At 42.6% G+C, this 16,947-nt stretch carries 13 protein-coding genes and 1 other annotated feature; of the genes, 1 reads left to right on the top strand and 12 read right to left on the bottom strand.

Translation table 11 applies throughout. The features are described from left to right. Positions 1-166 precede the first annotated feature (166 nt). From lonB to ilvE, 12 genes are all read right to left on the bottom strand, one after another. Positions 167-1,828: an ATP-dependent protease LonB gene (gene lonB / locus V6Z54_RS13605; RefSeq protein ID WP_041086484.1), complete on the bottom strand. Its 1,662-nt coding sequence runs from the start codon at positions 1,826-1,828 to the stop codon at positions 167-169. Positions 1,829-1,964: 136 nt separating this feature from the next. Then, the gene (clpX, locus tag V6Z54_RS13600) at positions 1,965-3,230 is read right to left on the bottom strand and encodes an ATP-dependent protease ATP-binding subunit ClpX (RefSeq protein ID WP_338527420.1); all 1,266 of its coding nucleotides are present in this window, start codon (positions 3,228-3,230) and stop codon (positions 1,965-1,967) included. A gap of 251 nt (positions 3,231-3,481) precedes the next feature. Next, complete coding sequence (gene tig / locus V6Z54_RS13595; RefSeq protein WP_034279803.1) at positions 3,482-4,756, bottom strand: trigger factor; 1,275 nt, start codon at positions 4,754-4,756, stop codon at positions 3,482-3,484. Between the two features lie 240 nt (positions 4,757-4,996). Next, on the bottom strand, positions 4,997-6,004 hold the full coding sequence (gene ddcA / locus V6Z54_RS13590; RefSeq protein WP_041107110.1) for a DNA damage checkpoint antagonist DdcA: 1,008 nt from the start codon (positions 6,002-6,004) through the stop codon (positions 4,997-4,999). 125 nt (positions 6,005-6,129) lie between these two features. Further along, on the bottom strand, positions 6,130-6,729 hold the full coding sequence (gene leuD / locus V6Z54_RS13585) for a 3-isopropylmalate dehydratase small subunit (RefSeq protein WP_047202464.1): 600 nt from the start codon (positions 6,727-6,729) through the stop codon (positions 6,130-6,132). 13 nt (positions 6,730-6,742) lie between these two features. Beyond that, positions 6,743-8,158: a 3-isopropylmalate dehydratase large subunit gene (gene leuC / locus V6Z54_RS13580; protein WP_039180431.1), complete on the bottom strand. Its 1,416-nt coding sequence runs from the start codon at positions 8,156-8,158 to the stop codon at positions 6,743-6,745. A gap of 40 nt (positions 8,159-8,198) precedes the next feature. Then, on the bottom strand, positions 8,199-9,296 hold the full coding sequence (gene leuB / locus V6Z54_RS13575) for a 3-isopropylmalate dehydrogenase (RefSeq protein ID WP_041086488.1): 1,098 nt from the start codon (positions 9,294-9,296) through the stop codon (positions 8,199-8,201). An 18-nt stretch (positions 9,297-9,314) separates the two neighbouring features. Beyond that, on the bottom strand, positions 9,315-10,868 hold the full coding sequence (locus V6Z54_RS13570) for a 2-isopropylmalate synthase (RefSeq protein WP_039180437.1): 1,554 nt from the start codon (positions 10,866-10,868) through the stop codon (positions 9,315-9,317). Continuing rightward, on the bottom strand, positions 10,855-11,883 hold the full coding sequence (gene ilvC, locus V6Z54_RS13565) for a ketol-acid reductoisomerase (RefSeq protein ID WP_024423187.1): 1,029 nt from the start codon (positions 11,881-11,883) through the stop codon (positions 10,855-10,857). The genes V6Z54_RS13570 and ilvC overlap by 14 nt, the downstream gene beginning before the upstream one ends. Before the next feature lie 18 nt (positions 11,884-11,901). Next, positions 11,902-12,420, bottom strand: coding sequence for an acetolactate synthase small subunit (ilvN, locus tag V6Z54_RS13560; RefSeq protein ID WP_007501584.1), 519 nt, complete (start codon positions 12,418-12,420; stop codon positions 11,902-11,904). Continuing rightward, positions 12,417-14,141 carry an acetolactate synthase large subunit gene (gene ilvB, locus V6Z54_RS13555; RefSeq protein WP_025092480.1) on the bottom strand — a complete coding sequence of 575 codons (1,725 nt, stop codon included), beginning with the start codon at positions 14,139-14,141 and terminating at the stop codon, positions 12,417-12,419. The genes ilvN and ilvB overlap by 4 nt, the downstream gene beginning before the upstream one ends. A gap of 122 nt (positions 14,142-14,263) precedes the next feature. After that, positions 14,264-14,509, bottom strand: a binding site (T-box leader). A gap of 8 nt (positions 14,510-14,517) precedes the next feature. Next, entirely contained in the window at positions 14,518-15,432 is a 915-nt protein-coding gene (ilvE, locus tag V6Z54_RS13550) for a branched-chain-amino-acid transaminase (protein WP_039180440.1), read from the bottom strand. A 433-nt stretch (positions 15,433-15,865) separates the two neighbouring features. On the opposite strand from ilvE, the gene V6Z54_RS13545 reads away from it, so the two are divergent. After that, positions 15,866-16,909, top strand: a complete 1,044-nt coding sequence (locus V6Z54_RS13545) for a lactonase family protein (protein WP_041086492.1) — start codon at positions 15,866-15,868, stop codon at positions 16,907-16,909. The last annotated feature ends 38 nt before the right edge of the window (positions 16,910-16,947 follow it).

Here is a 16,947-nt window from a genome sequence, read left to right as displayed (position 1 = left end):
TTGACACCTCCGTCACTAGTATGAATCATTATAATATACCTGTTTCAGTCTTGTACAATGTAAAAGACTTGAGAAATGATGATCTTACCGTAGTATACCCTTTCTTTTTATCTTGAAAAAGAAAAAAAGATCTATTTCACTAAAAAATCCCCATATGTGATGGGGATTAAACAGATTTTCTTTTCATTTCCTCTTCTAGTCCATCTTTCTTCTCGTCTGGCGGGTTGACCAAACACTGATCCAGCACCTCTTGGAAGTGCTTCACAGGCACAATGGTGACGCCTTCAATCTCTTTTAAGATCGACTGCTGGTTGTCATAAGGAATAATCACGGTTGTGGCACCAGCTTGTTTCGCCGCTTTAATCTTCGGTATCACACCGCCGATCGGCTTCACCTGACCCTGCAATCCGATTTCACCTGTCATTGCTGTCAGATGATCAATCGGGATTTGATGAATGGCAGAGAAAATTGCCGCCGCCATGGCAATCCCAGCAGACGGACCATCAATCGGGGCACCGCCTGGAAAATTAATATGGATGTCATATTCATTTGTCCGAATGCCTAAGTTTCTCAGCACTGTTAATACATTTTCAACAGACCCTTTGGCCATACTTTTTCGTCTAATGGATTTAGACTGACTGCCAATGCTTTCTTCTTCTGCAATGCCTGTAATGTTGATACTGCCTTTTTCAAGCGCCTTACATATGTTCACTTCAATCTCAAGCAGGGCACCGCTGTTTGGACCGTAGACAGCGAGACCATTCACTACCCCGACTTTTGGCTTTTCCGGTACTTTTTGTTCATATCTTGGTGTCAGCTGACTTGAATGAATGACCCACTCGACATCTTCGATCGTGATGTCTTTTCGGTTTTCCGTGACGGCCATTCCAGCGGCGATCTGCACCATATTGACTGCTTCACGGCCATTTTTTACATAAGAGGTTAACAGGTTCAGCCCTTCATCACTTAATTCCTTTTGGATTTTTTGGACAGCCTTAGCAGCAACAATTTTCAGTTCATGCTGGTCAAGGTCCTTAAAGAAAATTTCCAAACACCTTGAGCGAATGGCTGGTGGAATTTCTTCAGGTGTTCTTGTCGTAGCACCAATCAACCGGAAATCAGCCGGAAGCCCATTTTGAAATATATCGTGGATGTGATTCGGAATTTGGGTGTTTTCCTCACTGTAGTAGGCACTGTCTAAAAATACTTTCCGATCTTCAAGGACTTTGAGCATTTTGTTCATTTGGATCGGATGCAGTTCACCAATTTCATCAATAAACAGAACCCCGCCATGAGCATGTGTAACGGCTCCTTGTTTTGGCTGCGGAATGCCTGCCTGTCCCATCGCTCCCGCCCCTTGGTAAATCGGGTCATGCACGGAACCAATGAGTGGGTCTGCGATGCCCCGTTCATCGAATCTTGCGGTTGTGGCATCGAGCTCCACAAATACCGCATCTTTCTTAAACGGTGAATCAGCATGACGTTTCGCTTCTTCCATGACAAGACGAGCAGCGGCTGTTTTTCCAACCCCCGGTGGGCCGTAGACAATGACATGCTGAGGATTCGGTCCGCACAGCGCTGCTTTTAGAGCACGAATCCCGTCTTCCTGCCCTACAATATCTTGAAATCCCTTTGGCCGGACTCTCTCTGATAAAGGCTCACTCAGCTTGATTGACCGCATCTTTCTGAGTGCTTCCATTTCTTTCTTTGATTCTTTGTCTATCGTCACCTTTTGTGTGCGCTGATTTCGTAGTAAGTTCCAAAAGTACAGCCCGATGACGATACCAAAGAACAGCTGTATAAATAATACGATTCCTGTCCAGCTCAATCGGTGCTCCCTCCTTCATCTATCGTATGTATTGGTTTCTGTCTGCTAGTATTTCCTAGAGCTGGACGGAATAAACACGTCTTCCACGATAAATAAAAAACTCCTGAATCAAAATGATTCAGGAGTGAGACTTCTCTTATGCAGATGTTTTTGTATCTTTGTTGACGACTGTGCCATCTTTTAACACAAGACGCGGCGGCTCACCATCAGCAACCGTTGCACCAGTGATGACACATTTTTCAATATCATCACGAGATGGAAGGTCAAACATCACATCAAGCATGATGCCTTCAATGATCGAGCGAAGACCACGAGCTCCTGTTTTACGCTCAATTGCTTTTTTCGCAATTTCGCTAAGAGCATCTTCTTCAAATTCTAGCTCAACATCGTCAAGCTCAAGCATTTTTGTATATTGCTTAACGAGCGCATTTTTAGGCTTCGTCAAGATTTCTACAAGTGCTTTTTCATCTAACGGCTCTAGGCTTGCAATAACCGGTAGACGACCGATGAATTCTGGAATTAAACCGAAGCGAAGCAGGTCTTCTGGCAGTACTTTTGATAGAAGGACTTCTTTTTCAAAATCTTCGACTTTATTTTCCGCACCGAATCCAATTACTTTTTGACCTAAGCGGCGTTTGATGATTTGCTCAATGCCGTCAAAGGCTCCACCACAAATAAAGAGGATATTTGTTGTATCAATTTGAATGAATTCTTGATGAGGATGCTTACGTCCACCTTGAGGCGGTACACTAGCAACTGTTCCTTCAAGAATTTTCAAAAGGGCTTGCTGGACACCTTCCCCAGATACATCACGAGTGATAGAAGGGTTTTCTGATTTTCTTGCTACTTTATCGATCTCATCGATGTAGATAATGCCTTTTTCTGCTTTTTCTACATCATAATCCGCTGCCTGGATCAGCTTTAGTAAAATATTCTCTACGTCTTCACCAACATAACCTGCTTCAGTTAATGATGTTGCATCTGCGATCGCAAATGGAACATTTAAAATACGAGCAAGTGTTTGAGCAAGTAATGTTTTACCGCTTCCTGTTGGTCCAATCATAGAAATATTACTTTTCGAAAGCTCAACATCATCAATCTTGCTGTTGGAATTGATCCGTTTGTAATGGTTATAAACCGCTACAGCTAAGGATTTTTTCGCATTGTCTTGTCCGATGACATATTCATCAAGAATCTCCCGAATTTCATGAGGCTTCGGAACATCCTTGAATTCAACTTCTTCCTCTGTGCCGAGCTCTTCTTCAACTATTTCCGTGCAAAGCTCGATACATTCATCACATATATATACGCCAGGTCCTGCGACCAGTTTACGCACTTGATCTTGCGTTTTTCCGCAAAACGAGCATTTTAATTGACCTTTTTCCTCGTTGAATTTAAACATTCTTTCACCCCTTATTCTTCTTCACTTGCCTGTAGCTAACAGTCAGCTACCTTTCTGGGTCCAGTATGTATGCATTTTACCATACTTTCCTAAAAGACGGTAACGATGTGTTTCTAACACTGCACATTGAGATATGTATGACAGAAAGATGCGACTTACACTATCGTTTCCAAAAGAAGCGATGATAAGTCAAAAATTGTACAAAACAAGGCACGAGTCACTCGCGCCCTGTTTTATTATTATGCACCATATTAACGGTTTTCTACAAGAAAATCAATTGCTTTACGAACTTTTAGATCTTCTTTCATTGCTTCAGTAGATCCGATCGCTTGTTTGATATTTTCAATTGGCATGTTGTATGCTTCAGCCATTTTTGAAAGTTCTTCTTCCACTTCTTCGTCAGACACTTGTAAGTTTTCTGCAGCAGCAATTGCTTCAAGTGTTAGGTTAGATTTTACGCGTTTAGCAGCATCTTCTTTCATTTGCTCTTTAAGCGCATCTTCATCTTGTCCAGAGAATTGGAAGTAAAGCTCAAGGTTCATTCCTTGCATTTGAAGACGTTGTTCGAATTCTTTCATCATGCGGTCTAGCTCTGTGTCAACCATCGCTTGTGGGATGTCAACTTCCGCATTTTCAGAAGCTTTCGCAACTAGCTCTTCACGAAGTTTTCCTTCTGCTTCGTTTTCTTTTGCTTCTTCAAGACGTTTCTTCGTTTTTTCAGTTAACTCAGCAAGTGTTTCTACTTCTTCATCAACATCTTTAGCGAACTCATCGTCAAGTGCTGGAAGTTCTTTTGCTTTGATTTCATGAATTTTCACTTTGAATACAGCTGGTTTACCTGCAAGGTCTTCAGCATGGTATTCTTCTGGGAATGTAACTTCTACGTCTTTTTCAGCGCCAGCTTCAAGACCAACTAATTGCTCTTCGAAACCAGGGATGAATGAACCAGAACCTACTTCAAGAGAGTAGTTCTCAGCTTTTCCGCCTTCGAATGCTTCTCCATCAACGAATCCTTCGAAATCAAGAACAACTGTATCGCCGTTTTCGATTGCGCCTTCTTCTTTGACAACAAGCTCAGCTTGACGGTTTTGCATGCCTTTAAGCTCTTCTTGTACATCTTCATCAGTAACAGCTGTGTCGTCTTTTTCTACGTTAAGACCTTTGTAGTCACCAAGTTTTACTTCAGGCTTCACTGTTACTTTTGCAGTGAAGATTAAGCTTTCGCCTTTTTCGATTTTCTCAACATCGATTTCAGGGCGGTCAACTGGCTCGATACCAGCTTCGTCGATTGCTTTTGGATATTCAACTGGAAGAAGAATATCTAATGCATCTTGATAAAGAGATTCTACACCAAAACGCTGCTCGAAAAGACCACGTGGTACTTTCCCTTTACGGAATCCAGGGATTGATACTTGCTTAACCACTTTCTTAAATGCATCATCAAGTGCTTTGTTAAATGTTTCAGCGTCAACTTCTACAGTTAGAACGCCTTCGTTACCTTCTTGTTTTTCCCATTTTACTGACATGTGTGTTTCCCTCCAAAAATCTATTCAGATTGTGCGTTGCTCCATTCTAAAGCATCATAAAGACTTCGTCCAATCAAAAACCACGCACTCCGCTAAGAAGCTTGCATTATGTATACAACATTTGACTTGATTATACATATCGTCTTTCAACCGTTGGAATCTGACAACTGCACTATATATGCACAAATACAACCATTATATTATAACATAACAAGTCCGTCTTTCAACTAAATCGACAAATTACAAATAAGAAATTTCTTCAATATCTTTCAGCATTGTGCAAGCTTCTCTCAGCTCTCGTTCGTTAAATTCATACAATAGATGCAATTCTTCGAGTTCAATCTCGATCCCATGCATTTCATAGCCGACTTTATGAAGTGCCGCTGCCCAAAGACTCGGATCTGTGTACTTAGGTAGAAATGGATACAGCACAAATAAGTGCCGGCGCCACAGCTCTTCCACGCCTTGGTAAAGGGTTGGGTTCTCATTGCCGAGCGTGTCGTCGAGCATACGAAGGACTTGCTGAAGAAGCGGCATCTGCTCTGGCTTTACAGCCTCAGAAGGAATAAGTGTTAAAGAATCACCGAATTTTGTCACATGAACCGGCTTTGCCACATCATGATCTGCCAGAAGCTGCAGGATCATTGATTTGACCAAAGGGTTCCCATCAGGATTTTGTAAGATTGTATTTAATAGACCCATGTGCGGTGTAATATTCCGGTCTTTCAATGAATGGATGAACTGAACCTGTTCTTCCGGCCGCTTCAGCATGTCATCTATGTTGACCTCACTTCCGGCGTCCTCATCTTCATCTAAAATCTCTTCAGGTGATTCAATCATTTTTCTACTAAATTCGAGCAGCTTGTAAAAATGCTCCGCGCTTTCTGCCGGAAGATGGTTTTCCTCGAGCACAGCCTCAATCGTCTGTTTGACTTCTTCATATTCTTTCAGCTGAATTAAGATCGTCATATACACTTGGAGCACAGTGAAATAGTGGCCATATCCTTCATGCAGCATTTTTTCACAAACACGCTTTGCATCCTGCAGCTCACCCAGCTCCAGAAAACAAATGGCCATTCCGAGGTGAATATCGGATTCTTCATCGTCATCATACGATTTTGCTTCTGAAAACAAGTGAAGCGCCTCTTGATACTGTTTATCTTTTAATGCTGCCATTCCTTTTTCAATCAGTCTTTCTTTCAGACCAGGAAACAAAATGACATTATCTTTCTTCTTGTCATGCTTCATGCTTACGTTCCTTTCGGGCGCATATTTTTTATCAGTTTACCAACGAAGATTAGTAAACACAAGTAACGAGAGGTTTTCATGCAAAAAAGAAGCCGTCACACCTCGGGCGGACAGCTTCTCGTTGCTTAAGCGCGCAGCCAGTTGCTACGCTTTTCTTCAAATGCTTGAATGTCATCTTCTAGTAGTAATGTTAATGAAATCTCATCATAACCATTTAGGAGCATTTCTCTCCAGTGAGGGTCGACTTGAAAAGGGGTGATATTCCCTTCGTGATCTTCTATTTGCTGTTTTTCAAGATCAACCGTCATCTCATACCCTTTGTTCTCATATGACGCTGCGAAGGTTTTCCACACATCATAATCAAGGCGAATCGGAAGCATCCCATTTTTAAAGCAGTTTTGATGAAATATATCTGCGAATGATGGTGCGATGACAATTTTAAAGCCATAATCATCAAGCGCCCAAGGAGCATGTTCCCTAGATGATCCGCAGCCAAAGTTTTCTCCTGCGATCAAAATCGATGCTCCTTCATAGATCGGCTGATTCAGTTCGAAATCTGGATTTGGGCTGCCATCGGCTAAATAACGCCAGTCGAAAAAGGCAAAGCGGCCATATCCTGTTCGTTCGATTCTTTTTAAAAATTGCTTCGGAATAATTTGATCTGTATCTACATTGATACGGTTAAGCACAGCGGCTTTCCCTTTATGAGTGACTAAAGGCTCCATCTATGACAACTCCTTACACGACTGTTTTCTCTTGATTAAACTTCCTGACATCGACAAATCGGCCATGTATCGCAGCCATTGCAGCCATTGCCGGGCTGACAAGATGCGTTCTCGCACCTTTCCCTTGACGCCCTTCAAAGTTACGGTTTGATGTGGACGCGCAGCGTTCGCCCTCCGGTACCACATCGTTATTCATACTAAGGCACATACTGCAGCCTGATTCTCTCCATTCAAATCCTGCTTCAAGGAAGATTTCATGAAGACCTTCTTTTTCTGCTTGCAATTTGACACTTTGAGAGCCAGGCACCACAATCGCTCTGACATGATCTGCTACTTTTTGTCCTTCAATCATAGAAGCGGCTTGGCGTAAATCAGTCATTCTTGAGTTCGTACATGAGCCGATAAAGACATGCTCAATCGTAATATCTTCTATACGCTGATGCGGATGGACTCCCATGTATTCGTAAGCACGAATCGCTTCTTTTTGATCATCTTCTTGTGCAAAGTCCTCAGGTCCTGGAATTGATGCATCCACAGGCAGTACCATTCCTGGGTTAATTCCCCACGTAACCATTGGTGAAATCTTATTTCCATCTAACACAATGGTTTTATCGTAGGTTGCACCTGGATCTGTTCTAAGTTCTTCCCATTCTTTAATAGCTGCTTCGAAATCTTCGCCCTGCGGTGCATATTTGCGGCCGCGGCAATATTCGAAGGTGACTTCATCAGGTGCAATCAATCCTGCTCTCGCGCCTGCTTCAATCGACATATTACAAACAGTCATCCGCTCATCCATCGTCATGTTTCTGAATACTTCCCCAGTGTATTCAATGACATAACCTGAACCGAACTTCACGCCGTGTGCACCAATGACGGCTAAAATGACATCTTTGGCGGTTACCCCTTTTTGCAGCTTTCCGTCTACTCTAATTTCTAGCGTTTTCGGACGCTGCTGCCAAAGTGTTTGTGTAGAAAGTACATGTTCAACCTCACTTGTACCGATCCCAAAGGCAAGTGCACCAAACGCGCCGTGAGTTGATGTATGACTATCTCCACAAACGATTGTTTTCCCCGGAAGTGTCAATCCAAGCTCCGGTCCAACGACATGGACGATCCCCTGGTCAACACTGTGGAGATCAGCAAGACGAACGCCAAATTCCGCACAGTTGCGCTCTAAGGCACTCACTTGCTTTTTAGCAATCTCATCTTTAATCACAAATCGATTCACAGTTGGGATGTTGTGATCCATCGTCGCAAACGTGTTTTGAGGTCTTCTCACCTTGCGCCCTTTTTGTCTTAATCCTTCAAATGCTTGAGGTGATGTCACTTCATGCACCAAGTGCAGATCAATATATAAAAGGTCTGGTTTCCCCTCGCCGCTTTTGACTATATGCTGATCCCATATTTTTTCGATGATTGTTCGAGGCATAACCCTTTTCCTCCCTCTATCTAATTCCACAAGATTCTATTTATACAATGGTTTGCACGCGCTGCTTGAGTGCGTCTACAACCGCATTAGTGATTTCTTCAGTCGTTTGATATGTTCCCTCTTTTGCTGCTAAATCTTTTGTTCGTTTGCCAGAGGCAAGAACAGCTTCCACAGCGTCTTCTATTGCAGCCGCTTCTTCTTCTAATGCAAAGGATGTTCTAAGCAAGCTTGCTGCTGATAAAATGGTTGCCAGAGGGTTTGCAACGTTTTGCCCCGCAATATCGGGTGCTGAACCATGAATTGGCTCATATAAATGAAGGCCTGTGCTTGATAAACTAGCAGATGGCAGCATGCCGAGTGATCCAGTAATCATCGAAGCTTCGTCACTTAAAATGTCGCCGAACATATTCTCAGTCACAATGACATCAAATTGAGCAGGCTTGTAAATCAGCTGCATGGCCGCATTGTCGACGAGCATATGCTCAAATTCAACTTCTGGATATTGAGAAGCAACTTCTTCTACTGCATCCCGCCATAGTTTACTAGAAGCAAGAACATTCGCTTTATCCACAGACGTCACTTTTTTCCGTCTCGTTAAGGCCATATCGAACGCTTCTTTTAATACGCGGACAATTTCTTCCTTTGTATAAAGGAGCGTATCAACGGCAGCTTCTTTTCCTTCATCATCTGTATAGCGTTCGCTTGGTTCACCAAAATAGAGACCGCCTGTTAATTCACGAACGATGACGAAATCGACTCCGTTAATGTGATCCTGTTTTAATGGAGATGCCTCGCTTAAGCTATCGAACACCTTTACAGGGCGGATGTTAGCAAATAAGTCCAGCTGTTTACGAATGGCGAGCAAGCCTTTTTCCGGACGAAGCTCTGGCGGGTTTTGATCCCACTTTGGTCCGCCGACTGCTCCTAATAAAATCGCATCAGCGCTTTTGCATACATCTACTGTTTCCTTTGGAAGCGGATTGTTTTTTTCATCTATTGCGATACCGCCAATGAGCGCAGTTTCAAATTCGAATTCGTGCTGAAATTGAGCCGCTGTCTCTTGAAGGACAGCGACTGCAGATGTCACGACTTCCGGTCCGATTCCATCGCCGGGCAAAAGTGCAATTTTCTTTTTCATGAGAACCTTCCTCCTTTCCTATGAGATCGCGTGATGTTTCTCAATTTCAATTAGATTTGATTTGAAGATTAAATGTCTGTTCACTGCATTGACGTAAGCTTTCGCCGATGCTTCAAGCACATCTTGCGCTACACCGCGTCCTGCTGTTTCTTTTCCTTCTATTGAAACAGTGACATATACTTCTGCTAGTGCATCTCTGCCTTTTCCATTTGATTGAATGCGGTAGTCCAGCAAATGAATTCTTTCCTCCATACAGCGCTCAAGCGTGTTGTACACAGCCTCTACACTGCCTGCACCCGTAGCTGCTTCTTGAATGACTGCCTGTGTTTCTTGGTTTTTTAGAGAAACTGTTGCTGTTGGCATTTGTTCTGTTCCATAATGCACTTGCAGACTTTCAAATTCGTAGCCAATTTTTCGATCTGCTACTTTTTCTTCTAATATAATAGAGATCAAATCATCATCTGTAATCTCTTTCTTCTTCTCTGTCAAGTTCTTGAAAGTCTCAAAGAATTTATTGATTTCATCTTCCGTTAGTTTAAAACCTAGTGTTTTCATGCGATCTTTAAACGCGTGTCTTCCGGAGTGTTTTCCAAGGACAAGCACATCTGTTGTCACACCGACAAGCTCTGGAGAAATAATTTCATAGGTTGTTTTTTCTTTGAGGAAACCATCTTGGTGAATACCTGATTCATGTGCAAAAGCGTTGTTTCCAACGACTGCTTTATTACGCGGCACAATCATTCCTGAGTATTTGCTCACTACATCACTTGTACGCTTAATTTCATTCAATTGAATCGTTGATTCGACCTGGTAAAAGTCTTTTCGAATATGAAGAGCTACTGCAATTTCTTCTAACGCGGCATTTCCAGCGCGCTCGCCAATTCCGTTGACAGCCGTTTCAATTTGATCTGCTCCATTTTCAATGGCAGCAAGTGAGTTTGCCACAGCCATTCCTAGATCATCGTGACAGTGAGCGGACAAGTTAACTCGGTCGATATTCGGAACGTGTTCCTTCATATATTTAAAGATATTCCCGTACTCTTTTGGCGCTAGGTATCCAACTGTATCTGGCAAGTTAATGACACTCGCCCCAGCGTCAATGACCTTTTCTACAATTTCTGCCAAGAAAGCAAGATCTGTACGGCACGCATCTTCTGCTGACCACTGGACAACTGGAAAACGTTCTTTCGCATATTTCACCATTGCAACAGCCTGTTCTACGACTTCTTCACGTGTTTTCTTTAGTTTATGCTTCAGGTGAATGTCAGAAGTAGCAATAAAGACATGAAGCCTTGGCTCCACTCCATCTTTTAATGCTTCCCATGCAGCATCAATGTCACCTTTCACACATCGTGCAAGACCAGCAACAGAACAGTTTTTAATCGTTCTTGCTATTTCTTGTACGCCTAAAAAATCCCCTCGGGATGAAGCGGGAAAACCCGCTTCAATGATATTAACCCCAAGGCGCTCAAGCTGCTTTGCAATGATTAGCTTTTCTTGTGCATTTAAGTTCACTCCTGGTGATTGCTCTCCATCTCGAAGTGTTGTGTCAAAAAAATTAATTTTCCGCACCGACGCTCACCGCTTCCTTTTTCTTTCCTTGTTTAACGAAAGGCATCATTTCACGAAGCTTTCTACCAACGATTTCAATTTGGTGCTCATTTTCATTTGCATTGATTGCATTGAAACGTGGACGATTCACTTGGTTTTCAACGATCCATTCTTTTGCAAAAGTTCCGTTTTGGATATCAGTCAAAACAGCTTTCATCGATTCTTTTACTTTTGCATCTACAACGCGTGGTCCTGATACGAAGTCACCCCATTGTGCTGTATCAGAGATTGAATATCTCATGCCTTCTAATCCTTCTTCATACATAAGGTCAACGATTAATTTCAGTTCATGCAGACACTCGAAGTATGCAAGCTCTGGCTGATAACCAGCTTCTGTTAACGTTTCGAAACCTGCTTTCACTAGTGAAGTAAGACCTCCACAAAGAACTGCCTGCTCACCGAAAAGATCCGTTTCTGTTTCTTCTTTAAATGTTGTTTCAAGAACGCCAGCTCTTGCTCCGCCGATCGCTTTCGCATAAGCAAGTGCTTTGTCTTTCGCTTGGCCAGATACATCTTGATAGATAGCAAATAGGGCAGGTACACCAGCGCCTTGCTCATACGTTCTTCTCACAAGATGTCCTGGACCTTTTGGAGCTACTAGATACACGTCTACGTCACTTGGAGGAACAATTTGATGGAAGTGGACGTTAAATCCGTGTGCGAATACAAGTGAGTTGCCAGCTTCTAATTGATCTTTGATTTCTTCATCATATACTTTCTTTTGCTGCTCATCTGGAAGTAGTACCATGACGACATCTGCTTGTGCTGCTGCTTCTTTAACTGTGAATACTTGATGGCCGTCTTCTTGTGCTTTTGTATAAGATCCGCCTTTTCTTACGCCGACGATCACATCTACGCCGCTTTCTTTTAAGTTCAATGCATGTGCATGACCTTGTGAACCGTAACCAATGATTGCTACCTTTTGACCATTTAATACGTTTTCTTGAATATCACCGTTATAATATACTTTTACCATTTGACTCTCTCCTTTTGTTTAGACAATTGAAATTGTTTTATTTGTTTGCGGCTTTTGCTGATTATCTCTTGCAAAGGCCGTAGTGCCAGTTCTGGCGACTTCTTTAATGCCGTATGGCTTAAGTAATTCAATGAGTGCTTCAATTTTTGAAGACTCACCTGTCACCTGAATGACGACACTTTCTCTGCTCACATCTACAATAGAAGCTCTAAAAGGTTCAATGACCCCTGTGATCTCCATTCTAGATGCCGGTGCAGATACGACTTTTATCAAAGCCAGCTCTCGCTGAACGATTGATTGGTTTGTAATGTCTGTTACTTTCAAAACATCGATTTGTTTGTTCAGCTGTTTTGTCAGCTGTTCGATGTCTTTCTCCTGGTCTACATGGACGACGAACGTGATGCGTGATACATCTTGAATCTCAGAATGGCCGACCGTAATGCTTTCAATGTTGTAGTGTCTTTTGGTAAAGAGGCCTGTGATTCTGTTCAGTACGCCTGATCGATTTAATACAGTCAACACAATAATTCTTTTCAAGGTTTCACCCCCACCATCTCATGAAGTCCTTTCCCCGGTGCTACCATCGGGAATACTTTTTCATCTCTCGCTACATTGACATCGATGAAAACAGGCTCTCTAGAGGTTAAGGCTTCTTCGAGTTTTTCTTTCGCCTCTTCGTCTGATGAGATTCTGATCCCTTTAATGCCATAAGCTTCAGATAATTTTACGAAGTCTGGCTGCTCTGAAAATTTAGAATGTGAGTAGCGTTCTTCGTAGAAAATTTCTTGCCATTGTCTTACCATTCCAAGGCTGTGATTATTGAGTACAATCACTTTGACTGGAAGGTTCAGCTCACGGATAACGGCAAGTTCTTGCAGGGTCATTTGGAAACCTCCGTCTCCTAAAATCGCTACAACGGTTGCCTCTTGATCAGCAAGCTGGGCGCCGATGGCTGCTGGTAATCCGAAGCCCATTGTGCCAAGACCTCCAGATGTGACCCACTTATCTGCATTTTCAAATGGATAGAACTGTGCCGCCCACATTTGATGCTGTCCGACATCAGTTGCGACAATGGCTTCACCTTTTGTGAATTGATGAATGTATTCAATCAGCTTTTGAGGTTTAAAACCTTCAGCTTCGTTTTCAACGTACCAGAGTGGATATTCTTCCTTCCACTGATCTAATTGATTTTTCCATTCGTCTGATTCCCCTTGCTTCCCGTCTTGCTTGATCAGCTCTTCAAGAACGAGCTTACTGTCTCCAACAACCGGGATATGGGTATGAATGTTCTTACCAATTTCCGCTGGGTCGATGTCAATATGAGCGACCTTCGCATGTTTCGCAAAATGATTGAGGTTGCCTGTTACCCTATCATCAAATCTTGCTCCGATTGAAATGAGCAGGTCACATTGATGAAGAGCCATGTTTGCTGCATATGTGCCATGCATACCAGCCATCCCTAGGAAAAGAGGATGCTTTGCCGGGAATCCGCCAAGTCCAAGCAATGTATGAGCGACTGGGATTTGCTGCTGCTCTACATACTGTCTTAATTCTTCAGATGCTTTGCCATGAAGAACGCCGGCTCCTGCTAGAATGACTGGTTTTTTCGCTCTGCTGACAGCTTCTACTAATTTGCGAATTTGCAAATAGTTCGGCTCTACTTTTGGCTGATAACCAGGTAAATCAATTGGCTGGTCATATTCAAACGTTCCTTCAATGCCTGCGACATCTTTTGGAATATCGATCAATACTGGACCAGGTCTGCCTGTTGTTGCAATATGGAATGCCTCTTTGATGACACCCGGTAATTCCTCCGGATTTCTCACCTGGTAGCTGTGCTTTGTAATTGGCATTGTGATGCCGAGTACATCTGCTTCTTGGAAAGCATCCGATCCGATGACTGACGTTGCCACCTGCCCTGTGAATACAACTAGGGGAAGTGAATCAATCATTGCATCTGCAATTCCTGTGACAAGGTTTGTCGCTCCAGGTCCTGATGTGGCAATGACCACACCCGGTTTACCAGATACTCTTGCATATCCTTCTGCTGCGTGAATCGCTCCCTGCTCATGTCTTGGCAGGACATGAAATAAACCAGAATCGTAAATTTTATCGTAGATTGGCAAAACTGCTCCGCCCGGATAGCCGAAAATGACTTCTACTTTTTCTCTTTTGAGTGCTTCAATTAACATGAGTGCACCGTTCATCGTTTGTGGTGCTTTTGATTTTTCCGTCTCCATTTGTACATTTGTCCCCATTTGATTTCCTCCTCTTTGTCTTGCTTCAGTCAAGTCCTTTCACCCTTTTCCATTCAAGATAGAGATATGAGACCATATAAAAAAGCCTTCTCACCCCACAATGACACTACTTTTCACTAGGTCAAAGGGGCGAAAAAGCTTTGTTTTTCGCGGTACCACCCTTGTTCACGGCAATCCTGCTGCCGTCTCATGGACATCTTTCGTCCATTTTGGTAACGAGTGAGCAATGTCACTCGGTCTGCCCTACTATCATTTCAAGCAGACACTCAGAGGTGAGTTCACTTTAGAAAGTAACACCGGTTTCCAGCTAGCACCGGCTCTCTGTAGATACTGACTCTAAAGCTACTAGTCCTCTTCAACGTTTATCGATATCTATTTAACTTGCATGAATGTTTTCATCTGTAAAAACGACTTTTTCTCCTTCTTCAACTACTCGCTTGCGGAATTGTTCAAGAAGTTTGTTTGTGTGGAACCCAGGTTTCCCTTCACCGATTGTACGGCCGTCAACTTTGACAACGGCGATGACTTCGGCTGCGGTTCCTGTTAGAAATACTTCTTCTGCAGTATACACATCATGTCTTGTGAAAGGTTCTTCTTTCACTTCGTAGCCTAAGTCTTCTGCAATTTCCATGATGGCATTTCTTGTGATGCCTTCAAGTGCGCCGATATAACCTGGCGGTGTATAAAGCTTGCCTTTTTTATAAATAAACACGTTGTCTGCAGAACCTTCCGCCACGTACCCTTGATCGTTCAGCATCAGCGCTTCACTCACACCGGCCATATGGGCTTCGATTCGGACAAGAATGTTATTCAAATAGTTTAATGATTTCACTTTTGGGCTAAGGACATCTGGACGATTTCGTCTTGTTGGAACCGTCACAATGTCAATACCCGTTTCATATAGGTGCTTTGGAAAAATGGCCAGCGGCTCTACAATGATCACTGTGTTGGCTCTCCCGCAGTTGTTAGGATCTAATCCAAGATCACCCGCTCCTCTTGAGACAACAAGGCGGATATAGGCATCCTTTAGGCCGTTCCTTTCAACTGTATGAATCATTTTTTCCGTGAGTTCCTCAAGTGAATATGGAATGTTCAGCATAATGGATCTGGCGGAATCATACAGGCGGTCTAAATGTTCTTTCATTCGAAAGATATTTCCGTTATACACGCGAATCCCTTCGAAAACACCGTCGCCATATAAAAAGCCATGATCGTAAACTGAAATTTTCGCATCCTCTTTTTTCACGAGTTCATCGTTTAAAAAGATCCACTGTTCCTTTTGGTCTTCCATTTTCAGTGAGCACCCTCTCTTTCAAACAAAAAGTAGTTGAATTTTCAGACACTTTATGTTGAAGTGTCAATCGCTTGCACTGCGTGTTTGTTTAGCTTTTGTTGAACCCATCTTACGCCGCTTTCCATACAGTGTCAACAGCATTTTTAAAATTATTAGACAATTTAGACTAATCAAAATTAAATGTATACGCTTACACCTTTGCTAGACAAGGAATGCAAAAACTTAAAATTTTTTGTATTTTTTCTTCAATTTATTTACTTTACATGAACGGTTTTCTTTTGAGAAAACTTTTGTGATATTTTTTCACATGATTTTTGATGAATATTGTGAGATTTCATTGACTTCGTTTTTTCTTTTGGCATGCCTTTCTAAAGCGTTTTCCTATGAATTTATGATAGAATGAGAGCATCTAATAGAAGGAGGGCAATACATGGCTAACATCAGAGGTTATATCGGTACTTATACAAAGGGAGACAGTAAAGGCGTTTATACGTTTACTTTAAATACGGACAAGCAGCAGATTGAGCAAGTAGAAGTCGCTGCTGAGCTTGAAAATCCTACATATTTAACCGTGTCAGAGGATCAAAAGTTTGTTTATGCTGTTGTGAAAAAAGGATCACAGGGCGGCCTTGCTGCGTATCAAATTGATTCAACAACAGGCAGACTTCTCTTCATCAACCAAGAGCTTGCCGATGGAGCTTCTCCTTGTCACGTCAGCGTGGACAGTCAAACGAAAACGGCGTATACAGCAAACTATCATAAAGGGACAGCAGAGATGTATGAGATCGATGCTGAAAATGGCTCAGTGATCCGCACGCTCTCACAGGCGCAGCATGAAGGAACTGGCCCTAACGAAGATCGTCAGGAAAAACCGCACACTCACTTTATGGGTCTCACGCCAGATGAACAATTTGCTGTGGCTGTTGACCTTGGAACAGATGGAATTTATACGTATAAGAAAGAAGACGGCAAACTTGAGCTTGCTCATACATTTGAAACAAAGCCAGGCAGCGGACCTCGTCATATCACATTCCACCCAACGAAACCTGTGGCATATGTCATGACAGAGCTAAGCTCAGAGGTCATTGTGCTTCGTTACTTTGAAGATGGTCATTTTGAAGAGATCCAAACAATCGCGACCATTCCAAGCGATTTTACAGAGAACAATCAAGGCAGTGCCATTCATGTCTCTTCAGACGGACAATTTGTTTATGCAGGAAATCGCGGTCATGACAGCATTGCGATTTTTAAAGCAGACGCTAACGGCCAATTAAGCCTAGTCGAGATTGCTTCTTCTGAAGGAAACTGGCCTAGAGATTTTGTGCTTGATCCAACAGAAGAATTCCTCGTCGGTTCAAACCAAGAATCTAGCAATCTCGTGTTATACAAACGCGACAAAGAAACAGGACGACTCACTGTCTTACAATCAGACATTACCGTCCCTCATCCAGTTTGCGTGAAATTTTTAGGGTAAAGAAAAAAGCCTCCAATAACGGAGGCTTCAGATTGTTG

Source organism: Bacillus sp. MAG717A, assembly GCF_036884855.1.
In the GTDB taxonomy this organism is placed as follows: Bacteria; Bacillota; Bacilli; order Bacillales; family Bacillaceae; genus Bacillus; species Bacillus safensis.
The sequence above is the reverse complement of the archived record's forward strand: the minus strand, read 5'-3'. Positions and strand labels throughout refer to the sequence as shown.